This window comes from Microbacterium marinilacus, assembly GCF_019753765.1.
Classification (GTDB): Bacteria; Actinomycetota; Actinomycetes; order Actinomycetales; family Microbacteriaceae; genus Microbacterium; species Microbacterium marinilacus.
This window is the reverse complement of the sequence record NZ_JAIJZW010000012.1, coordinates 18,759-39,857: the sequence shown is the minus strand read 5'-3', so window position 1 is coordinate 39,857 and position 21,099 is coordinate 18,759. Positions and strand designations below refer to the sequence as shown.

The window sequence follows — 21,099 nt, the reverse complement described above, 5'->3', positions numbered from 1 at the left end:
GCGTGACGCGGCCCACGCGGGCGTCCTACGCTGGTGTCCGGCGGCGCCCGTCCGCCCCACACGTCCACATCGAGGAGGACCGCATGCCCGGCATCCACGCCGACATCACCACCGCGTTCGGCGGCACCCCGCTCGTGCGCCTGAACCGCGTGACCGACGGCACCGACGCCGAGGTTCTGGTCAAGCTCGAGTTCTACAACCCCGCCTCGAGCGTGAAGGACCGCCTCGGCATCGCGCTCGTGGACGCCGCGGAGGCCTCGGGAGAGCTGAAGCCGGGCGGCACCATCGTGGAGTCGACGAGCGGCAACACCGGCATCGCGCTCGCCATGGTCGGCGCGGCGCGCGGCTACCGGGTCATCCTGACGATGCCCGCGTCGATGTCGAAGGAGCGCCGCGTGCTGCTGAAGGCGTTCGGCGCCGAGCTCGTGCTCACCGACCCCACCAAGGGCATGTCGTTCGCGGTCGAGGAGGCCAAGCGCATCGTCTCCGAGACGCCGGGCGCCATCTGGGCCCGGCAGTTCGAGAACGAGGCGAACCCGGCGATCCACCGCCGCACGACGGCCGAGGAGATCCTGACGGACACGGACGGACGCGTGGACGTCTTCGTGGCCGGCGTCGGCACGGGCGGCACGATCACGGGCGTCGGACAGGTGCTGAAGGAGAAGGTGCCGGGCGTCCGCGTGGTCGCCGTCGAGCCGAAGGACTCCCCCGTCCTGAGCGAGGGGCGTCCGGGCCCGCACAAGATCCAGGGCATCGGACCGAACTTCCAGCCCGCGATCCTCGACCGCGAGGTCATCGACGAGGTCGTGCCGGTCGGGTTCGAGGACTCGCTGCGGGTGGCCCGAGAGCTGGCGGCCCGCGAGGGGCTGCTCGTCGGCATGTCTTCGGGTGCAGCCGTGTGGGCGGCGCTCGAGATCGCGCGGCGGCCGGAGAGCGCGGGAAAGCGCATCGTCGTGATCGTCCCCGACACCGGCGAGCGGTACCTGAGCACCGCACTGTTCGAGGACCTGCGCGAGGGCTGAGGCGTGTTCGGCGGGATCCGCGAGGACGTCGCGGCGGCGCGGCTGCGAGACCCCGCCGCCCGCGGGGGCGTCGAGATCGCCCTGCTCTACCCCGGCCTGCACGCGGTGTGGGCGCACCGCGTCGCGCACCGGCTGTGGCGGCGCGGCGCCCGCTTCGTCGCGCGCGCCATCTCGCAGGTGGCGCGCGCGCTGACGGGCATCGAGATCCACCCCGGCGCGACGATCGGACGCCGCCTGTTCATCGACCACGGCATGGGCGTGGTCATCGGCGAGACGGCCGAGGTGGGCGACGACGTGCTGCTGTACCACGGCGTGACGCTGGGCGGTCGCTCGACGGAGAAGGGCAAGCGGCACCCCACGCTCGGCGACGGCGTCGCCGTCGGCGCCGGAGCCAAGATCCTGGGCCCCGTCACCGTCGGCGCCCACAGCCTGGTGGGCGCCAACGCCGTCGTCACCCGCGACGCGCCGCCCGGGAGCGTGCTGGTGGGGGTGCCCGCCAAGGCCCGCCCCCGCCGCGACGACGACGTGTCCCGGGCGATCCTCACCGCACCCGAGTACGCGATCTGACCCCGTGAGTGCCGTATGGCACTCACGGGGTGCCGCCGAGTGCGATATGACACTCCGCGGAGGAGGAAGAGGAGCCGGATGACCGCCCTGCACGAGCTGACGCTGCGCGCCCTGGCCGCCGCGCTGCGCGCCGGGGAGGTGACGCCGGTCGAGGCCGCTGCGCACTTCCTCGGGCGCATCGCGGCGCAGGACGGCCTCGGCGCGTTCGCCGAGGTCACGGGCGAGGCCGCGCTGCGGCGCGCCGCCGCGCTCGGCGCCCCGCCCGCCGACGCCCCGCCGCTGTGGGGAGTGCCGCTGGCCGACAAGGACCTCACCGCGCGGGCCGGCGTGCCCACGCGGTACGGCTCGCGTCTCAACGTCGACCACGTGCCGGCCCGCTCCGACCCGATGGCGCTCGCGCTCGACGCGGCCGGGGCGATCAGCCTCGGAAAGACCAGCACGCCCGAGTTCGGTCTCACGGGCTTCACCGAGACGCGCATCGGTCCCCCGGCGCGCGACCCGTGGGACCCTCGCGACGGCGCCGGCGGATCGAGCGGAGGAGCCGCCGCCGCCGTCTCGGCCGGCCTGCTGCCCGCGGCGCCCGCGTCCGACGGCGGCGGCTCGATCCGGATCCCGGCGGCGACCGTCGGCGTCGTCGGCCTCAAGCCGTCGCGCGGACAGGTCCCGGCGGGCGCCGGGATGGAGTCGCCCGACGGCCTCGCGGTCGCCGGGCCGATCGCCCGGTCGGCCGACGACGCGGCGCTGCTGCTCGACGCCCTGATCGGGACGCCCGGAACGCTCCCGTACGCGACGCGGGCGCCGGGCGAGGGCCCGTTCGCCGAGGCGGCCCGCGCCGAGACCGGAGGCCTGCGGATCGGCGTCACGACCGCGTCGCCGTGGCAGGAGACGCTCGAGGTCGAGCTGGACGCCGACGCGCGCGCCGCCGTCCTCGGTGCGGCGAGCGCGCTCGGAGCGGAGCACCACGTGACGCCGTTCGAGTGGCGGCCCGCACCGTACGCCGACATGTTCATGACGCTGTGGGCAGCGTCGGCGGCACGGATCCCGGTGCCCGACGAGCGTCTGGACGACGTCGAGCCGATCACGGCCTGGCTCATCCGATCCGGACGCGCCCTGACGGCCGAGCGGCTCCTGGGCGGCTACGCCGCGGCGCGCTCGTTCGAGCGGCTCACGATCGAGGCGTTCGCGCGGTTCGACGCCGTCCTCACCCCTGCCCTCGCGCTGCCCCCGAGGCCGATCGGCTGGTTCGCGCAGGACGATCCGGAGAGCAGCTTCGTGCGGCAGTGCCTCTACGCGCCGTACAGCAGCTTCGTGAACGTCGCGGGGCTGCCGGCGATCACGGTGCCGGTGGCCTCCGCCGAGAACGGTCATCCCGTCTCCGTGCAGCTCGTGGGCCGCCCCGGGGGCGAGGCGGCCGTCCTCGGCCTCGCGGCGCAGCTCGAGCGGGCACGCGGCCCGCTGCCGAGGCCGCCGGAGCCGGGGCAGAAAAGGCGAACGGAATCCGCGCCCGGACGGATAGGCTGACCGCACCCTCACCGGAGGGCGGTCCCACGACAGTGGCGACGTCCCGTCTCGTGCACGCAGGAGTCCCGTGACCTTCCGCCAGATCCTCGCCGCCCTCTGGCGCCGCCTGTGGGTGGTCGTCGTGGTCCTGCTGGTCGCCGGCCTCGCCGCCGGCCTGTACACCGCGCGCCAGGCTCCGGAGTACGCCTCCACGACGACGCTGCGGCTGAGCTCGGCCGCCGCATCGGGGCAGCTGCAGGAGCTGTTCGGCAGCGTCGAGATCGACCTGGAGGCGGCAGCCGTGGTCTCCCCCGCGGTGCTCGACGATGCCGCCACGCGCCTCGGCGAGCCCTCCGCCGCCCTGGAGGACGCGGTGTCCTACGCGATCCTCGAGGGGACCCGAGCCGACCAGATCCGTGTCACCGCGATCGGGGGGACCGCGGAGCAGTCCCGCCTGCGCGCCGACGCCGTCGCTGAGGCGTTCGTCGCCTACGTCGCGGCGCAGGTCGAGACCGGCACGCAGTCGCTGCAGGAGCAGTACGACGCGGCCGTCGCACGCGCGCAGGAGCTGCAGGACGTCGCGCGGGACGACCCCGACGACCTCATCGCCGCAGCGGACCTGACCCGCGAGCTCGACAACATGAACGCGCTGGCCGCGCAGATCTCCCGGATCGGCGGAGCCGCAGCGCCGGCCACCGTCACGACGCCCGCCTCCGAGGGCGAGCGTCAGGGCACCCCGCCGGCGCTGATCATCGCGGCCGCTCTGAGCGCCGGGCTCCTCGCCGGCATCGGCCTCGCGCTCATCGCCGAGCAGTTCGACGCGCGGATCCGCCGGCACCAGGACCTCGCGGCGCTCTCCGGCGCCCCACTGCTCGCGGAGCTCCCCTACGACCGCGCGGTGGCGAAGTCGCAGGAGTCGCTCGCCGCCGCCGCGCGCCGGAACTCGCCGCTCAACGAGGGGCTGCGCAGCCTGCGCACCAGCATGCAGGTGCTGCTGCCGCGCGAAGGGCCGACGATCGTCGTCCTCACCAGCGTCGAGCCCGGCGACGGCAAGTCGTTCGTCTCCTCCCGCCTCGCCGTCACCTGGGCGCGCGCCGGCAAGAGCACCGTGCTGGTCGGCGGGGACCTGCGCCGCCCGGCCCTGCCCGATCACTTCGGCGACGACGCGGACGGCCCCGGCCTCGCCGAGCTGCTGCGGGACGCCGCCCGTGGCACGCGCCCCTCCGCCAGGCGCATCGACGCACTGCTGCGCGACAGCGGCGTGCCGGGGCTGCGCCTCCTGCCCGCGGGCACGGCGGACACCGACACCTCGGATCTGCTGGCGCTGCCCGAGCTCGGCACGGTGCTGGGGCACCTCGGCGAGACCGCCGACATCGTGCTCGTCGACGCGCCGCCGTCGCTCGCGCTCACCGACGCCGCGCTGCTGGCGTCCCACGCGGCGGGGGCGGTGGTCGTCACGGCCATGGGCCGCACGACCCGCGAGCGCCTGACGTCCGTCGTGGACGAGCTGTCCCTCAACGGAGCGAAGGTGCTCGGCGTCGTGGCCAACCGTTCCCGTCGTCGCCTGCCCGCCTCGTACGCCGCCTACTACCAGCGCGACACACGCTCCGACCCGGCCGGCGCCGAGCCGGCGGGCGCGGACGCACGCTGACCCGGATGGCGCGCGCGGGCTCGTCCTCGGACGCACCCCGGTCTGTGCGCGTCCTCTACGTCTGCACCGCCAACCGGTGCCGGTCGCCACTCGCCGAGCACGCGCTGCGCGGGACGGCGGGCACGCTGCCGCTCGTCGTCGCGTCGGCCGGGCTGCTGGCCGGCGGCGCCTCGACCCCGGCCGTCGGAGTCGCGACGGCTCGCCGGCGGGGAATCGACCTGGCCGGGCATCGCAGCGAGCCGGTGCGCGACCTCGACCTCGCGCGGTTCGATCTCGTGCTCACGATGGAGCGCGTCCACTCGCGCGAGCTCGTCGCGAGCCATGACGCCGCCCGCGGGCGCGTCTTCACGGTGCGGCAGTTCGACGACTGGGCGCCGCGGCATCCGAGCCCTCCGGCGGATCGCCTCGGTCCCTGGCTCGACGATGTCGCGGTCGACGACGCGGGCTCCCGGCTCTTCGGCGGCGACGCGGACGACACCCCCGATCCCCTCCGCGGACCGCCGCGCGCGTGGCGGCGCCTCGCCGACGAGCTGCAGGCCCACGCGGCGTCGCTCGTCGCGTGGCTCTATCCGTCTCCGCCCGGGGATCCCAGGCCGCGCAGCAGCGCGTCGTAGTCGGCGACGCGCTGCGACCAGTCGGGCACCTGCTCGCGCGCGCCCTCCGCGCTCGTCCCCAGCGCCCCGGCCACCGCGCCCGGGAAGCCCGTGGCGGGCACCACCGTCACGCCCCGCCGGCCGGCGCGCTCGCGGAAGCCCGCGACCGGCGTCGCCACGACCGGGCGGCCGACGGCGAGGTACTCGTACGCCTTGATGGGATCGAGGCTGTCGGTGAACGGCGAGACGAGGTGCGGGACGATCAGCGCCTGCGCGTGCTGGAGGTAGGCGGGGACGGCGTCCCAGGCGCGCGCGCCGAGCAGGAGCAGTCCCGGCGTCGCGCGCAGCAGCTCGCCGTGGCGGGCGGACAGTGCGTCGGGCCCCACGAGGACGACCGTCCCGCCGGCCCCCGCGACGCGTGCGGCGGTCCGCTGCAGCAGGCCGACGTCGAGCCTGTCCTCGTGGAGCGTCCCCAGATAGAGGGCGACCGGCCCCTCCGGCAGGTCCCCGGGCCTCGGGAGGGGGCGGCGATAGCGCGCGACGTCGACCGCGTTGGGGATGAGCGTCACGGGGCGCGATGCCCGCTTGGTCTCCGCCAGGCCCGTGGAGCACACGACGACCCGCGCGCTCAACGCGAGCAGCGCCTCGTCGCCCGCGACGAGGCGGGCGTGCTCCCGCGGGGCGCGGTCCGCGCGCGTCCAGTCGTCCGTGATGTCGTAGACCGTGTCCCAGCCCGTGCGAGCCGCGAGGCCCCACCATCGCGGGTCGTTGACCCAGAGGATCGGATCGCGCCAGCCGAGCCGGTCGACCGCGCGGCGCACCTGGTCGTGCAGGATGCGGTCGGCCAGCGGGCCGACCGCGCGCGGGAGCGACTTGACCGGTTCGAGCAGCCGCAGCCGGCCCCCGTACGCCTGCGACGTCCGCAGGCCGGAGGCGAGGCGGGGGCGCCTGCCCGAGCGCAGCTCGTACAGCGGATCGGCCGGCGGCTCGACGAAGAGCGCCGTGCGGGCGACGTCCGCGTCGAGCAGCCCGCCGACGAGGTACTGGTTGCGGCGGCGCACCTCGTCCCAGGGCTCGAGCGAGACGACGACGAGAGGGCGGCTCATCCCAGGCGCTCGTACAGCTCGAGCGTGTGCTCCGTCTGCCGCCCGACCGAGAACGCCGCGCGCTGCCGGGCACGCAGCGCCTCTCCGTATGCCGCGCGGCGGGCGTCGTCCGCGACGAGCGCGTCGAGCCTCGCCGCGAGCGCATCCGCGTCGCCCGGGCGGAACAGCTCCGCGCCCTGCGCGCCCCCGACGGTCTCGCGATGCCCGCCCGCGTCGGAGGCGAGGACCGGCAGGGCGTGCGCCATCGCCTCGATCACCGACAGCCCGAGCCCCTCGCGCGCGGTCGGCGCCACCAGCAGCGACGACCGGTCGTAGAGCGCCGACACGTCGCGGACGAAGCCGAGGAAGTCGACCGTGCCCGCCACCCCCAGCTCGCGCGCCAGTCGCTCCAGGGAGCCGCGCTCCGAACCGTCGCCCGCGATCTGCAGGCGCCACCCCGCCGCGCGAGCCGTGGCGCGCCGCCAGCCGTGCAGCACGTCGGCGGTGTGCTTCTCGGGCTCCAGGCGCTGCGCGACGAGCACCGTGCGTCCGCGCGGCCCGCGGGCGGGCTCCGCCTCCTCGACGCCCGTGTGGATGACCTCGCTGTCGCCCTCGACGTGCGCGGCGACGTAGTGCGAGATCGCGATCTGCGCGCTCAGCCGACGCGACGCCGCCCGGGCGACGGCACGACGCGACCGGCTGCTGCCGCGGGGCGCGGCGAAGTGCCGGGTGCTCACGAGAGCCGCGCCGCGGCGCGCGGCGACGGCCGCGACCACGTCGGCGTCGGTCATGTGGCTGTTGACGACGTCCATGTGCGGGATGCGGCGGAGCGCGCGACCGGCCTCGGCGACGCCGGCCCCGGGCAGCCAGCCGATTCCCCGCGCGGCGAGCGCCGCGGGGAAGACCCCGGGGTCGCCGCCGATCACCGTCACCCGATGCCCGCGCGCCGCCTGCTGGAGAGCCGCGCCGAGGACGTAGCGCTCGACGCCGGCGAACGCGGCGGAGCACACGACGTGCACGATGCGCAGGCCCATCACGCGGCCTCGGCGAGCGCGGCGACGGGCCCGCGGGCGTAGAGGTCGCGTCGACGGCGCGCCGACGCCCCCCGCCCGCCGGGCAGGACCGCTCCGCGCACGGCGGACCCGGCGAGCAGGGCGAGCCGGTAGGCCTGCCAGCCGGCGGCGCCGAAGTGCTTCCGGACGTACGTCTCCGCGGCGGCGTGGAACAGCAGCTCGCGGCGCGCGCCGTCGCTGCTGGTGGCGGCGCCGATGTGGGTCGACCGCACGGCGGCGACGTCGATGCGCCAGGCCCTGTCGCGTGCCCGTCGCTGCCAGTCGACCTCCTCGGCGTAGAGGAAGAAGCGCTCGTCGAACATCCCGACGTCCGCGATCGCCGTGGCCCGCAGCAGCAGGATCGAGCCGATCGCGAAGCCTTTCGCGTGGGTGAGACGACCGAGCCCGACGGCCTCGACCCACGCGCGCGCCGGGTGGGGGAACGGCCACCACACGCGCACGGGGGAGCCCGTCGCGGGGTCGATCTGCTCGGCGCCGACGGCGGCGAGGCGCGCGTCGTCGTGCAGCGCGCGCTGCAGGCGGTGCACCCCGCCGGCGTCGATGCGGGCGTCGGGGTTGAGCAGCAGGACGTCGTCGCCCGCATCGCCCCGCTGCGCGAGGTCTCGCAGGGCGACGTTGACCCCCGCGCCGAAGCCGAGGTTGCGGCCGGGGTCGAGGTAGCGGGCGCCGTGACGGTCGGCGATCGCCCGGGTCTCCTCCGACGACGAGTTGTCCACGATCGTGAGGGGGAACCCCCCGCCCAGTCCCGCGAGGGCGCCGTCGAGCAGGGCGGGGTCGCCGTAGGCGACCACGACGACCTGCGGCGGCCGTGCCGCGCGCGGCGGCGCGGCGAGCTCGTAGAGCAGCTCCTGGCGCGCGGCGACACGCTCCCAGGTGAACTCCTGCGCGTGCGCGATCCCGCTGGCTCGTCGCTGCTCCCAGGACTCGGGCGCGAGCACCTCGTCGAGCGCTGCGGCGAGCGCCGCGGGGTCGCCGGGCGGGACGAGGCTCCCCGCCTCGGCGACGACGTCGGGGATGGCGCCGGTGCGGCTCGCGACGACGGGCACGCCCGAGGCCATCGCCTCGACGGCGACGCGGCAGAACTGCTCGAGCCAGCCGGGTGTGGGGACCGACGGCACCGCGAGCGCGTCGAGCCGACGGTACCGGCCGGCGAGCGCCTCGCCGTCGGCGTAGCCGAGGAACGTCACCCGCCCGGCGATGCCGAGGCTCTCCGCCAACGCGACCAGCTCGCTCCGTGCGGGCCCGTCGCCGGTGATCTCGACGTGCCACGCGGGGCGCAGCGCGGCGGCACGCAGCAGCGTCGCGACGCCCTTGTGCGCCTCCAGCCTGCCGACGTATCCGATCAGCGGGCGCCTCCGGGGCGAGACCCGTGTGTCGGGGCGGAACGCCTCCAGGTCGACGCCGAGCGGGATCACCGGGGCGGCCGTGCGCAAACCCTTGCGTGCGAGGATCTCTCCCGCCTCGCGATTGCAGACGGAGACCCCGGCCGCTCCCCGCAGCGCTCGTCGTTCGAGCCACCGGAACGGGAAGGGGTAGCGCTTGTCGATGTTCTGCGCCGAGTAGAGCACGTAGGGCGCGCGGTTGCGACGCAGCCACCGCAGCAGCAGGATCTCCGCGGTCGCGAGCGAGACCGGCTCCTCGTGCAGGTCGATCACGTCGACCGGCTCGCCGAGCGCGCGCCACAGCGGGCGCGGGTCGTAGAGGAAGGCGTTCGGATGCCTGCCGACGGTGCGCACGCCCTCGACGAACCCGTCGGGGCCGGGGTGCAGCGACAGGTCGCGGCCGCCCTCGTTCCAGCGCCTCGCCGACAGCAGCCGGACGTCGTGGCCCCGCGCGCGCAGGGCGCGCTCCCGCTCCCGCCAGGCGTCCACCACGGCGTGGTGCGCCACCCTCAGCACCCGCACGACCGCAGCCCCTGCTCCGTCACCTGTCTCGCCCGTCCGACTCGCACATCAGTGTTCGAGGCGCCAGGTGCCGCGCAGATACGCGCGGTCCGGAACTCGGTGCCGCGCGGATACGCGCGGCCGGGAACTCAGTGCCGGGCGGGGTCGACCTCGTCGAGCACGTCGGCGAGGCGCGACCACGCCCACGTCCAGTCCCTCGCGAGGGCGTGGCGGCGTGCGGCCTCGCCGAGCGTCCGGCGGCGCGCCGGGTCGTCGACCAGGGTCGCGATCGCCTCCGCGAGCTGCTCCGGTCGGTCAGGGTCGAAGAGCATCCCGGCGTCGCCGAGCGCCTCGGGGATGCCGCCGCGCCGCGCCGCGATGACCGGCAGCCCCGTCGCCAGCCCCTCTCCCACCGTCAGCGCCCAGGGCTCGGGCCAGCGCGACGGCGCCACGAGCACGTCGGCCGTGCGGAGGAGGGCCGGCAGCTCGGCGCGCTCGACGGAGGGCTCGAAGCGCACCGTGCCCGGGACGCGCGCGGCCAGGCGGCGCAGCCGCGTCTCGTAGCGCGACAGCACGGCACCGGGGTCGAAGCCGCGACTGCCGACGACGACGTACTCGACGTCGTCGCGCGCGAGCAGGGCGGCCGCCCGCAGGAGGACGTCGGCGCCCTTCTGAGGGATCGCCCGTCCGACGAACATCACGCGCAGCGGCCGCCGGCGTTCCGGCGCGGGCGCGGGCGCGGACGCCCCGGGGTCTGAGGCCGCAGGGCTGAACGAGACCGTGTCGACCCCGTTGCCCACCACGCGCACCCGCCCGCGCAGCGCGACCGGCAGGCGTGCCCGCATCCGTTCGGCGAGCGCCTCGCTCACGCACACGATCCGTGCCGCGGGGCCCAGCACGCGGCCGGCCTCCGCGCGGGAGTACCCGCGCAGCAGGTCGTTGTGGGCGTAGAGCAGCGGGACGTGCGGACTGTCCCGCAGCAGCCACGGCACGAGGGGCGCGTTATGGGCGAGGACGATCCCGGGCGGCTCGTCGCGCAGCCGGGCGACGGCGGGGCGGAACCAGCGTTCCGTCGCCCTGCGGGCGAGCCCCAGGCGTCCCCGCGCGACGTCTGCCAGGCGCTCTCCGCGGCCGGGCCCCGGCGCACCGTCGTACTCCTCCGGCACGGCCGAGTCGTAGAGCGGGCGGTAGGTGCCCGCCTGCAGCACCACGCGAGGACGGTACCGCTCGGCGTCGCCCGCCGCGCGCGCCCCGGTCGACAGCCCGTGCACGACCGTGGGGATCGCCGATCCCGTGCGCGGCGAGTAGTGGTCGCCGGGCGTGATCACGTGGTGCACGTGCGTCATGAGCGCACCACGGCCGCCCCGCGCGGGGCACGGGAGCCGCGTTGCCGTCGCGTCGTCTGCGGGGGCGGAGGCATCGCGTCCGCTGCCGCGCGGTCGCGCGCCTGGACGCCGTAGCAGATGCCGGCGACGATCCACAGCAGCGATGCCTGGCCCGCGACCCAGTACAGGTCGAACTGCGCCTGCGCGAACCGCGTGAGCACCACGGCGGCGCCGACGGTGCCATAAACGGGGTCCATCCGGACCAGGTGCCACAGCGCGACGGCGAACATGAGCAGGAAGCCGACGAGCCCGACCACCCCGGTCGACGTCAGGACCTCGAGCTCGGCGTTCGGGGGCTGGAAGCGCGCCTCGAACCTGTCGGTGTACCACCAGCGCAGGCCGACGCCGAAGACGGGCGACTGCTCCCAGATCCGCAGCGCGTCCTCGTACCACGACAGCCGCTGGTACGCCGAGTTGAACGTGTTGTCGGAGCTGAGCTGCGTGTTCACCTCGCCGACCACGTACACGGCGGCGGGCAGTGCCGCCAGCCACACCCAGCCCGATCGCCGGCCCGTCTGCGGGCGGGGCCGGAGGGCGACGAACAGCACGCCGACGACCGCGCCGACCAGTCCCTGGCGCGACTGGGCCGCGAGCACCCCGACGGCGCAGATCAGCAGCGCCGCCCATGCCCAGCGGCGGCTCCACCCCAGCCACACGGGTCTCGCGAACGCGATCACGACAGCCACGGCGAGCATCCCGCCGATCGTGTTCTTGTGCAGCTCCGGCAGGTACACCGCCGTGAACGCCCCGGTCTGCGCGAGCCCGAGCACGGCCACGACGGCGGCCCACACGCCGATCGCGCTGCACGCGACCAGGTAGAGCGACAGGGCGAGCCGCGCCCTGCCCTGCCGTCCGATCGCGAAGCCGACGACCATGCTGCCGAGCACGAGCACGACCTCGTGGAGCCACTCGACGATGTTCGCCGCGTAGGGATGGAGGATCTGCACCGGCACGGCGGCGGCGAGGTAGACCGCGCCGGCCCACAGCAGCGGCTGCATGGGCCGTGCCTCCCGCGCGCGGATCGTCAGCAGGGCGGCGACGGTCGCCAGCACCAGCACCACGTCGCTGACGCTCAGCGCGCCGCCGACCCGCACCAGGACGAGCGTCGCGGGAACGGACAGGACCGGGATGAGCGAGCGGTCCATGGCCGCCAGCCCCGTCAGCAGCACCGCGAGCGCGGCGGGGACGACGAGTGCGGTCGCGTGCACCGCGAGCACGCCGATGCCGACGCCCGTCGCGCCGAGCGCGAGCGCTCCCGCCGTCCACGGGAGCGCGGCGCGCAGGGTCGTCCGCGCGCGGGTCGTCCACATGGCGTACATGCTAGGGCGCGTCTTCCGATCGTGGGATGCGCCGCGCGTCTTGCGCCGCCCGGTCGGCGGGCGCGTCGGGGACCGGGCGTCGGTCAGCGCGCCGCGCCCCGCCAGACGGCGGCGTGCTCCCGCGCGCTGCGCTCCCAGGTGAAGCCGGCGGCGTGCTCCCGGCCTGCCGCGACCGCGCGTTCGCGGTCGAACCCGCTGGAGAGGACGTGACGCAGCCCCTCCGCGATGCCGTCCGGCCCCGGGTCGACGAGGGTCGCGAGTCCGCCGCTCACCTCCGGCAGCGAGCTCGTCTGCGCGGCGACGACCGGCACGCCGGCCGCCATCGCCTCGAGCACCGGCAGCCCGAAGCCCTCGTACAGGGAGGGGACGACGACCGCCTCGGCGCCCGCGAGGAGCCGGGGCAGCACCGTGTCGGGCACCCTCCCGACGCGCAGCGCGCGGGGAAGCCCGCCGAAGAGCGCGTCGCGACGGGCGTGCTGAGGGCCGGCGAGCACGAGCGTCACATCCGGCGTCGCCGCCTGCACCCGCTGCCACGCGCCGGCCAGCCCCTCGAGGTTCTTGCGCTGCGTCGCGCCGCCGGCGTGCAGCAGGTAGCGGCCCCGGATGCCGAGCGCCTCGAGCTCGGCCGCGGCGAGGGGCTCCGCCGCGCGGAAGCGCTCGTCGACGCCGAGCGGCACGACGTGCAGCCGTTCGACGCCGAACAGCTCGGCGACGTCGGACGCCGTGTGCTGCGAGACGCACACCACGGCGGCCGCCGCCCGCAGCTCGTCCCCCGCGCACGCCGGGGGCGTGCCCTCGTCGGAGAACCGCCAGGCGACCACGTCGTGCATCGTCAGCACCTCGCCGGGCGCCGGCGGCAGGCCGAGCTCCATCCGATGCACGAGCGCCCCACGGGGATAGACGAGCCGGCCGAGCCCTCGACGCTCGCGCGCCCCGGCTCTGGCGAGCCGCCCCACCGGCAGGCGCGTCGTGCCCGGCAGGCGGGAGCGCAGCGACCGCGCGATCATGCGCTCCACACGCCACGACTCCCCCGACTCGTCCAATGCCGGCCGGGCGCGTCGGGCGATCTCCTCCTGATACACCTGCGCGCCCATCGGGACGGCGGTCGCCGTGGTCGCGATCACGAGGCGGTTCACGGGCGCCGCCTCCCGTGCGGGCAGCGCGTCGCCCTGCCGCGGTGCGGGGCCTCCGTGATGAGCATGGGGCCATCTTGTCTCAGAACCGGCTCGCCGTGCTCATAGACCCGTGACGGCGGCCGATCGGGCTGCGCAGAACACAGGAGACGCATGTACTCGGAAGCCCCAGACGCGCCGGAGCCCGCCCCCGCAGGACGCCGGCAGCCCGCCGGGACGGGGCGCGGGCCCGGGCCCCGGGCCCCGCGCGGCGACCGAGAGAGCGCCTAGCGTGGCGCGCGTCCTCTGGTTCAGCATCGAGACGCCCGACCGCGACGGGCAGGGCGGCCAGCGTCGGCAGTTCCACCAGATCCGCGAGCTCGGCCGACTCGGTCACGACGTCACGGTGCTCACTCCGCACGGCAGCCAGCCGTCCGCGAGCATCCGCGAGGTCGCGCGCGTCGTCCGCGTACGGACGGCGATCCGCGGCCGTGGCGCCTCGTGGGGCAACCGACGCCTGCGGCGCCTCTTCCTGCAGGGAGGATGGGACGCCGTCATCGTCTCGCACATCGAGTCGGCGCGGCTGCTGCCGCATCCGGACTCCGTGCCCGTGCCGGTGCTCGTCGACGTGCACAACGTGATGAGCCGCTGGCACGAGACACGCGGCGAGCGACGGCAGGCCGACGAGGCCCGCGAGGCGGAGGACGCGGTGGTCTCGCACGTCGACGCGGTGACGACCTGCTCCGAGGTCGAGCTGCGTCGGCTGCTGACGGCGCACCCGGAGGCCGCCGGCAGGTCGTTCGCGGCGCCGTTGGGCGTGGATCCCGCCGAGTGGACGGATCGTCCGCTGTCGCGCGACGAGCCCGTGGTCGCGCTGTTCGGATCGTGGGGCTGGCATCCCAACGCGCAGGGCCTGGCGTGGTTCGCGCGCGAGGTCTGGCCCGCGGTGCGCGCGCTCTTCCCGGGGGCACGCGCGGAGGTGGCCGGGGCGACGGGCGACGGGCTCGATCTTCCGGACGGGATGACGAGCGTCGGGCGGGTGCCCGACCTGGCCGCGTTCCTCGCCCGGGCGACCGTGGTCGCCGTCCCCGTGCGCGACGGCGTCGGCGGAGCCGTCAAGTTCGCCGAGGCGCTGGCCAGCGGCGCGGCGGTGATCGCGACGGCGGACGGCGCGAACGCGTTCGGCGAGACGCCGGCGTTCGTCAGCGACGACGCCCACGCGTGGGCGACGTGGATCGCCGACCGCCTGGAGCACCGGCGCGAGGAGCCCGCCCCGGCCGCGGGCCGGGCCTTCGCGCTGAGCGAGCTGACCTGGCGGCGGGCGGTCCTGCCGCTTCATGCCTGGCTGTCGTCGCACGCGCCGCGCGACGGCGCGCATCCCACCCCGTCGTCCGAAGGGCAGCAGCAGTATGCGTGACACCGCGATCAGCGTCGAGAGCCTCTCCAAGAGCTACCGCATCGCGCAGAACGGCGAGCAGACGAACCGGATCACGGATGCCGTCCTGAGCCGCCTACGGCATCCGCTGACGCGGCTCCACTACGAGACCTTCGACGCGCTGAAGGACGTCTCCTTCGACATCCCGTGGGGCGAGGCGGTCGGCATCGTCGGCCGCAACGGCGCGGGCAAGAGCACCCTGCTGAAGCTCCTCACCCGCGTCGCCGCGCCGACGCGGGGAGTGATCGACCTGGGCGGACGGGTCGGCTCGCTCCTCGAGGTCGGCACCGGCTTCCACCCCGAGCTGACGGGGCGCGAGAACATCTTCCTGAACGGCTCGCTCCTGGGGATGAGCCGTCGCGAGATCCAGCGCCGCTTCGACGAGATCGTCGACTTCTCGGGCGTCGAGCGGTTCCTCGAGACGCCGGTGAAGCGCTACTCCTCCGGGATGTACGTGCGGCTGGCGTTCTCGGTCGCCGCGCACCTGGAGACCGAGATCCTCGCGATCGACGAGGTGCTCGCGGTGGGCGACGCGGAGTTCCAGCGCAAGTCGCTCGCGAAAATGCGGGACGTGGCCCGCGACGGCCGCACGGTGCTGTACGTCAGCCACCAGGTGTCGACGGTCACGTCGCTGTGCACGTCGGCGATGTTCCTCGACCGCGGCACGCTCGCCTACCACGGCACCGTGGAGGGCGCGCTGGCCCGCTACCAGGACACCTTCGAGAGCTTCCAGCGGGACCAGCTCGACGCCGCGCGGCGCCCGGGCACGGGGCAGGTGCGGTTCCGGTCGGTCACGGTGTCCGAGCCGGCCGTCGACCCCGCCGACGACAAGGTCGTCGAGTTCAGCGTGTCGGCGGGCTCCGGCGTGGTCGGCAAGTACTTCGTGTCGTGCCACGTCAACGACGCCAACGGCGTCGTCGTGGCGCAGTGCGACTCCCGCCTCTCGGGCGCCTGGTTCGACCCCGACCGGGAGCAGTCGGGGGCCCTGCGCATCAAGAACCTCTGGCTCAAGCCCGGCCGCTACACGATCGACATGTACGTGTGCCAGGCCGGCATCCTCGACGCGTGGGAGGGCGCCGACGCGATCGACGTGCGCCCGTCGCCGCCCTATCCGGAGGTGACGAACGACGAGGCCCTCTCCCACGGCCTCGTGCTCGCCGACTTCGCCTACGAGCGGGCATCATGAGCCGCACGGTGATCCATCCGCCCGGCTCGCTGAACCTGCCGTCGTGGCGCGAGCTGTGGGCGGCGCGCGAGATCTTCGCGCAGTTCGGCCGGCGGGACGTGCTGCTGCGATACCGGCAGACGGCGATCGGCGTCGCCTGGGTCGTGATCCAGCCCCTCGCCGCGGCCGGCATCTTCGCCATCGTCTTCGGCGGCATCGCCGACCTGCCGAGCGGGGACGTGCCCTACTTCCTCTTCAGCTTCGCCGGGCTGCTGGGCTGGAACCTGTTCAACGGCGTGGTCACGCGGGGCGCGGCGTCCCTCGTCGCCAACCAGGCCCTCGTCTCGAAGGTGTTCTTCCCGCGCCTGCTCGTGCCGCTGTCCACGGTCGTCTCGGTCATGCTCGACTTCGCGGTGGCGTTCGCGCTGTTCGTCGTGCTCCTGGTCGTGTTCGGCGTCTCGCCGGGCTGGGCGATCCTGCTGCTTCCGGTCTGGGTGGTGCTCACGCTCCTGCTCTCTGCCGGCATCGCGCTCGCGGCGGCGGCGGGCACGGTGAAGTACCGCGACGTGTCCTACTTCCTGCCGTGGGTGCTGCAGATCCTGCTCTACGCGACACCGGTCGCGTACTCGCTGTCGGCCGTCCCGGCCGACCTGCTGTGGATGTTCAACCTCAACCCGCTGACGTGGCTGCTCGAGTGCTACCGCTGGTCGCTGCTCGGCCAGGCCGCGCCCGAGGCGTGGCAGCTGGCCGCCCTCGTGATCGGCTCGACGGCCGTCGCGTTCGGCGGGCTGCTCGTCTTCCAGCGCATGGAGCGCGGCTTCGCCGACGTGATCTGAGCACCGATGCCCGCCGCTCCCGCTCCCCCGCCCGGCTCGCGCCGTCGCGCGGGCCGGGCGAGGAGGCCGGCGATCCTGCTCGGGGCTGCGGTGGGCGCGGCCGCGATCGTCGTGTCGGTCACGGCGGTCGTGGTCGGCCCGCGCGACCCGGAGCCCACCACGGTCGCGGGGCCGGCGCCCGTGGGGACGGACGCGACCGGCGTGTGCGGGTTCCCGGGCGAGCGCATCGGGGCGATCACCGCCGACCGTGCCCTCGACACGGAGGCCGTATCGCCGGACGGCTGGGACCTCCCGGCCGGCGCCCCCGCCTTCGGCCTCCTGGCCACGGCCGACAGCCTCGTCGTCGTACGGGCGGACGAGCGCGGCGAGATGCAGCTGGTGCGCCACGACCAGGCCGGACGCCCGCTCGACACGATCTCGTACGACCTCGGCGCGGAGGCGTCGGGCGCCGTCCACGACAACGGCTCCATCGCGATCGCCGACGACGGCACCGTCTTCGCGATCGACTCCTACGACGGCCGGCGCGCGCTCACCGCCATCGACGCCGGCGGCGAGCGCACGGGCAGCTTCCCCGTGCCGCAGAGCGAGGAGACCACCGGACACCCGCTGGACCTCCGCAACGTGGCGTGGGTCGCCGAGCTCGACGGCGCCCCCGCCGTGCTCGTCGGCGAGGGCGAGCGCACCGTGCACGCGTTCCGCGAGGACGGCGAGTACCTGGGCGTGCGGGACGAGCTGGCGTCGTCGCAGGTCGCGGCCATCGGCGCGTCGACGGTGGTCGAGGTCACCCCGGCGGACTCCTCCGGTGCGGCGGCGATCCGCGCGGTCGATCTGACGGACGGCTCCACCTCCCTGAACGTCCCCTTCGCCACGCAGGGCGACGGCTCGACTCCGCCGCTCTCCTCCCTGCGGGGCGTCGCCCCCGGGCCGGGCGGCGAGGGCTTCCTGGTGGCGAGCGAGATCGGCATCGAATGGGTGGACGCCGTCGGCGTGCGCCGCGGCTTCTGGCCCACGGGCGAGGCGGGGCTGTCGCTCTGGGAGGCGGGTGCCCTGATCGAGCGTGACGGCACGTACTGGGTGCTCGTGCGCGACGGCGAGGTCGATCGCGTGCTGACGCTCACGAGCGAGCAGCTGACCGCCGCCCTCTCGGCGCCGGTCTCGCTCACCGCCGCGAACGAGCAGACCCTCGCTCGGCTCGGCATCGGGATCGGCGCCGGCACGGACGCGCCGTTCGACCACTTCGACGCCGGCGTCACGCCGGCTGTCACGCTGCGGGCCGAGAGCGGCTGGGGCGTGCGGGACGAGACCCCGGACGCGCACCTGGAGGTGCGCTACACGGTCTCGGGCGATCCCCTCCTCGCCGACCCCGTGCGACAGCCGGAGCGCGTCGCCGCCATCCCGTCCGGCGGCGGGCGCACCCCGCTCGAGCTTCCCGAGCCGCGACCGGGCGCGTACGAGGTCAGCCTCGCCGTCGTCGACACGCGCACCGACGACGTCCTGTCCGGGTCGTGCCTGCGTTACTCGATCGGCGCAGAGGGCGCGGAGCTGGACCTCGGCGGCCTGGCGGACGGCGCCGACTGGGGCGGTCCTGCCCCGCTGCGCGGGGTTCAGCTCGCGACGGCGCTCGGCGTCGACAGCCATCGCGTGCAGCTCGACTTCGGCGCGCTCGTCCCCGACCCCACCGCGACGCCGTCGGCGGACGGGATCGACTGGTCGGCGCTGCCCGGGGTGCAGCTCGCCGAGGCAGGGAACGGCGCGGACCCCATGGCGGCGGCGTTCGCCGACCTCGCGGCCGCCGCCCGCCTCGCGCAGGAGGACGACGTGGACCTCGTCGTCCAGGTCGGCCGCGGCGGCGAGGCCGAGCTGCGTGCCGTCGACGCCGGGACGTGGGAGGGCTGGGTCGAGGTGCTCGTCGCCGAGTTCGCGCGCCGCGCACCGGGCATCGCCCACTGGTCGCCGTGGAACGAGCCGAACCTCGGCGGCGCCGATGGGGACGGCGACGTGGCCGAGTTCGTGCGTGCCGTCGAGATCCCCTTCGCCGACGCCGCTCATCGCGCGGACCCGGCGGCGACGGTGCTCGGAGGAAACACCCTGGGCTTCGCGTTCGACTGGTGGCAGGAGGCCGTGACGACGGACGTCTGCGCCCACATCGACGCCGTCGCGGTGCACCCGTACACCGGCTGGAACAGGTCGTGGGAGGAGGAGGGCTTCAGCGCCGACGGCGCGGGCTTCGACGAGCTGCGGGCCGTCCTCGGCCCCGACTGCGCCGCCCTGCCCCTCTGGGACACCGAGAGCGGATGGACCTCCGACGGCGGCGCCGCCTCGTGGGCGCAGGGCGCCGTGGTCGCCCGCAAGCTGCTCTGGTACGACCACGACGACGTGGCGGGCTGGACCTACTTCTTCAGCGAGGGCGGCTGGGGCGAGAACGGCCTGAGCTGGTCGCTCGTCCAGCACGGCTCGCACGTGAAGCCGGGCGCTCTCGCGTTCGCGACGGTGTCGCGCCTGATCGACGGTCGCGATCGCGGGGAGCTGCTGGACGTGGCGCACCCGCTGGCGCACGCCATGCGCTTCGGCGGCGACACCGACCTCGTCGCCGCGTGGAGCGACGACGCGCGGATCACCGTGACGGCGACGGCCGACGCGGAGACGCTCGAGACCGTGGACGTCTACGGCGCCCGCGGCGAGGTGCCCCTGCGCGAGGGGCGCGCCGAGCTGACGCTCACCGGGAGCCCGCTGTTCCTCCTCGCCCCCGCCGGCGCGGAGATCTCGCTCGAGCCGTCGGAACCGTTCGACGACGACCTGCTGGCCGGGCGCGCGGTCACCACGAGCTCGACGCACGTGGACGCGGACCCGCAGACGATCACGTCGGGCGACGTGTCGCCCTACCGGCCGTGGCGCTCGGGGCGCCTCCCCGACGGGGCCGTCGACGACGCGCCCGCCGTCGAGATCGCGCTGTCCGAGCCGGCCGAGCTCGACCGCATCGCCGTCGCGACGGGCAGCATCGTGTGCTGCGAGACCGGACTGCGCGACTACACGCTGTCGGTGCTGACCGAGGACGGCGAGTGGCGCGTCGTCGCCCGCCAGGAGGACCAGTTCTGGGAGCGCGTCGCCCTGTTCGAGTTCGAGCCCGTCACCGCGACCGCCGTCCGGCTCGAGGTGCCGTGGACGACGGTGCGCGGCACGCGCGTGCTCGACGTGAACGACACGGGGTTCGCGGGCGGCCTGCCGCCGCCGTTCCGGGGACTGCAGACCGAGTCGGACTTCATGGTGTCGGTCGCGGCGATCTCGGCGTGGGGCCCTGCGGGGCGCTAGCGCCGACCGAATCGCGGTCTCCGGTCACGGTGCGATAGATCGCCTCGTACCGGGCGACGACGTCCTCCCACGAGAAGTCGGGGACGCGCGCGCGACCGGCAGCGCCCATGGCCCGGGCGCGGCCGGCGTCATCGACCAGCTCGGCCAGCGCCGCCCCGAACGCGGACGTGTCGATCGGGTCGCGCAGCAGGCCGTCCACGCCATCGGCGACGAACTCGGGAGGGCCGCCCCTCGTCGTGGCGACGAGGGGCGCGCCGGCCCGCCATGCCTCGAGCGCGGTGATGCCGAACGCCTCGAAGCGGCTCGGCACCGCGACCGCCGCCGCCCCGCCGAACAGCCCGGCGACCTCCGCGCGGCTGAGCCGACCGGCAAAGCGCACCCGGTCGGCGACGCCCCGTTCCTCGGCGCGCGCACGCAACGCCTCCGCGGCCGGGCCGTCGCCTCCGATCACGAGCCCCACGTCGGCGGGCAGCGACGCCGCCGCGAACGCGTCGATCAGCAGGTCGAAGCCCTTGACGTGCTGCAGCCGCCCCACGGCGGCCACGTAGCGCGGCGGCAGCCCGGGCGGTGCGGCCGGCTCCGCCTCCTCGGCGTCGATGCCGTTGAACACGACCTCGCCGCGGCCCGAGGCGAGCCCGAAGCGGCGCTCCAAGTCGTCGACGACGACCTGGGAGCATCCCGTCACGGCGTCGGCCCGCGCCAGGGCGGCGCGCAGGGAGGCGCGAGCGAGGGCCGAGGCGTCGAAGACGCCGCCGTCGTCGGCGAGCGTCTCGCCGTGGGAGCTCACGACGAGCGGCACCCGCAGCGCTCGGGCCACGAGCCGCGCGAACGTGCCGTTGGGCCCGAAGCACTGCACGTGCAGGACGTCGGCCCGGGCGGAACGCGCCGCCCCCAGCCACGCGGCCGCCGCGGGCGGCAGCCGCCACGCGAACCCCAGGATCGCGCGCAGAGAACGGGCCGGCAGCGGCGACGGCAGGTCGCGCACCTCCACGCCGTCGACCTCGCGGACGCCGGCACGGCCGTCCCGCGCGACCGTCCACACCACGACGTCATGCCCGCGCTCGAGGAGCACTCGGGCCACGTGGCGGACGTGTTCCTCGACGCCCCCGACATAGGGGGCGTACGAACTCGTCGCCAGCACGATCCTCACGCGAACACCCTATG

16 protein-coding genes are annotated in these 21,099 nt (G+C 75.3%); 9 read left to right on the top strand and 7 right to left on the bottom strand.

The window, feature by feature from the left end; translation table 11 throughout:
* Positions 1 to 83 precede the first annotated feature (83 nt).
* From cysK to K5S26_RS16140, 5 genes are all read left to right on the top strand, one after another.
* Positions 84 to 1,022 (top strand): cysteine synthase A, encoded by a 939-nt coding sequence (gene cysK, locus K5S26_RS16160; protein WP_221860097.1) that lies wholly within the window; start codon positions 84 to 86, stop codon positions 1,020 to 1,022.
* A 3-nt stretch (positions 1,023 to 1,025) separates the two neighbouring features.
* Positions 1,026 to 1,589: a serine O-acetyltransferase EpsC gene (gene epsC, locus K5S26_RS16155; protein WP_221860095.1), complete on the top strand. Its 564-nt coding sequence runs from the start codon at positions 1,026 to 1,028 to the stop codon at positions 1,587 to 1,589.
* A 78-nt stretch (positions 1,590 to 1,667) separates the two neighbouring features.
* Entirely contained in the window at positions 1,668 to 3,110 is a 1,443-nt protein-coding gene (locus K5S26_RS16150; protein WP_221860093.1) for an amidase, read from the top strand.
* Positions 3,111 to 3,177: 67 nt separating this feature from the next.
* A complete protein-coding gene (locus K5S26_RS16145; RefSeq protein WP_221860091.1) occupies positions 3,178 to 4,740 on the top strand; it encodes a polysaccharide biosynthesis tyrosine autokinase in 1,563 nt (520 codons plus the stop codon).
* A 5-nt stretch (positions 4,741 to 4,745) separates the two neighbouring features.
* The gene (locus K5S26_RS16140) at positions 4,746 to 5,354 is read left to right on the top strand and encodes an arsenate-mycothiol transferase ArsC (RefSeq protein ID WP_221860089.1); all 609 of its coding nucleotides are present in this window, start codon (positions 4,746 to 4,748) and stop codon (positions 5,352 to 5,354) included.
* Here K5S26_RS16140 and K5S26_RS16135 read toward each other — a convergent pair.
* From K5S26_RS16135 to K5S26_RS16110, 6 genes are all read right to left on the bottom strand, one after another.
* On the bottom strand, positions 5,306 to 6,439 hold the full coding sequence (locus K5S26_RS16135; RefSeq protein ID WP_221860088.1) for a glycosyltransferase: 1,134 nt from the start codon (positions 6,437 to 6,439) through the stop codon (positions 5,306 to 5,308). The two genes, K5S26_RS16140 and K5S26_RS16135, sit on opposite strands and share 49 nt — an antisense overlap.
* Complete coding sequence (locus K5S26_RS16130) at positions 6,436 to 7,452, bottom strand: glycosyltransferase family 4 protein (RefSeq protein WP_221860086.1); 1,017 nt, start codon at positions 7,450 to 7,452, stop codon at positions 6,436 to 6,438. Before K5S26_RS16130 ends, K5S26_RS16135 begins: the two co-directional genes overlap by 4 nt.
* A complete protein-coding gene (locus K5S26_RS16125) occupies positions 7,452 to 9,395 on the bottom strand; it encodes a glycosyltransferase (protein WP_221860085.1) in 1,944 nt (647 codons plus the stop codon). Before K5S26_RS16125 ends, K5S26_RS16130 begins: the two co-directional genes overlap by 1 nt.
* 128 nt (positions 9,396 to 9,523) lie before the next feature.
* Entirely contained in the window at positions 9,524 to 10,720 is a 1,197-nt protein-coding gene (locus K5S26_RS16120; protein WP_221860083.1) for a glycosyltransferase family 4 protein, read from the bottom strand.
* Positions 10,717 to 12,069: an O-antigen ligase family protein gene (locus K5S26_RS16115; RefSeq protein ID WP_221860081.1), complete on the bottom strand. Its 1,353-nt coding sequence runs from the start codon at positions 12,067 to 12,069 to the stop codon at positions 10,717 to 10,719. The genes K5S26_RS16120 and K5S26_RS16115 overlap by 4 nt, the downstream gene beginning before the upstream one ends.
* A gap of 92 nt (positions 12,070 to 12,161) precedes the next feature.
* Positions 12,162 to 13,214, bottom strand: coding sequence for a glycosyltransferase family 4 protein (locus K5S26_RS16110; protein WP_221860079.1), 1,053 nt, complete (start codon positions 13,212 to 13,214; stop codon positions 12,162 to 12,164).
* Between the two features lie 268 nt (positions 13,215 to 13,482).
* Here K5S26_RS16110 and K5S26_RS19240 point away from each other — a divergent pair, with 268 nt between their 5' ends.
* The 4 genes from K5S26_RS19240 to K5S26_RS16090 are packed head-to-tail and all read left to right on the top strand — an operon-like array spanning position 13,483 to position 19,935.
* The gene (locus tag K5S26_RS19240) at positions 13,483 to 14,607 is read left to right on the top strand and encodes a glycosyltransferase family 4 protein (protein ID WP_221860078.1); all 1,125 of its coding nucleotides are present in this window, start codon (positions 13,483 to 13,485) and stop codon (positions 14,605 to 14,607) included.
* The gene (locus tag K5S26_RS16100) at positions 14,600 to 15,811 is read left to right on the top strand and encodes an ABC transporter ATP-binding protein (protein WP_221860076.1); all 1,212 of its coding nucleotides are present in this window, start codon (positions 14,600 to 14,602) and stop codon (positions 15,809 to 15,811) included. The genes K5S26_RS19240 and K5S26_RS16100 overlap by 8 nt, the downstream gene beginning before the upstream one ends.
* Complete coding sequence (locus K5S26_RS16095) at positions 15,808 to 16,626, top strand: ABC transporter permease (RefSeq protein WP_221860074.1); 819 nt, start codon at positions 15,808 to 15,810, stop codon at positions 16,624 to 16,626. Before K5S26_RS16100 ends, K5S26_RS16095 begins: the two co-directional genes overlap by 4 nt.
* Positions 16,627 to 16,632: 6 nt before the next feature.
* Entirely contained in the window at positions 16,633 to 19,935 is a 3,303-nt protein-coding gene (locus K5S26_RS16090) for a hypothetical protein (RefSeq protein WP_221860072.1), read from the top strand.
* On the opposite strand, the gene K5S26_RS16085 is transcribed toward K5S26_RS16090, so the two are convergent.
* A complete protein-coding gene (locus K5S26_RS16085) occupies positions 19,886 to 21,085 on the bottom strand; it encodes a glycosyltransferase family 4 protein (protein WP_221860070.1) in 1,200 nt (399 codons plus the stop codon). The genes K5S26_RS16090 and K5S26_RS16085 overlap by 50 nt on opposite strands.
* Positions 21,086 to 21,099 lie beyond the last annotated feature (14 nt).

Excerpts from the sequence above, each read along its gene's own strand:
- K5S26_RS16100 (WP_221860076.1), top strand. The coding sequence starts at position 14,600 with ATGCGTGACACCGCGATCAGCGTCGAGAGCCTCTCCAAGAGCTACCGC.
- K5S26_RS16120 (WP_221860083.1), bottom strand. The coding sequence starts at position 10,720 with ATGACGCACGTGCACCACGTGATCACGCCCGGCGACCACTACTCGCCG.
- K5S26_RS16140 (WP_221860089.1), top strand. The coding sequence starts at position 4,746 with ATGGCGCGCGCGGGCTCGTCCTCGGACGCACCCCGGTCTGTGCGCGTC.
- K5S26_RS16095 (WP_221860074.1), top strand. The coding sequence starts at position 15,808 with ATGAGCCGCACGGTGATCCATCCGCCCGGCTCGCTGAACCTGCCGTCG.
- K5S26_RS16135 (WP_221860088.1), bottom strand. The coding sequence starts at position 6,439 with ATGAGCCGCCCTCTCGTCGTCGTCTCGCTCGAGCCCTGGGACGAGGTG.
- K5S26_RS16130 (WP_221860086.1), bottom strand. The coding sequence starts at position 7,452 with ATGGGCCTGCGCATCGTGCACGTCGTGTGCTCCGCCGCGTTCGCCGGC.
- cysK (WP_221860097.1), top strand. The coding sequence starts at position 84 with ATGCCCGGCATCCACGCCGACATCACCACCGCGTTCGGCGGCACCCCG.
- K5S26_RS16115 (WP_221860081.1), bottom strand. The coding sequence starts at position 12,069 with ATGTGGACGACCCGCGCGCGGACGACCCTGCGCGCCGCGCTCCCGTGG.
- K5S26_RS16090 (WP_221860072.1), top strand. The coding sequence starts at position 16,633 with ATGCCCGCCGCTCCCGCTCCCCCGCCCGGCTCGCGCCGTCGCGCGGGC.
- K5S26_RS16150 (WP_221860093.1), top strand. The coding sequence starts at position 1,668 with ATGACCGCCCTGCACGAGCTGACGCTGCGCGCCCTGGCCGCCGCGCTG.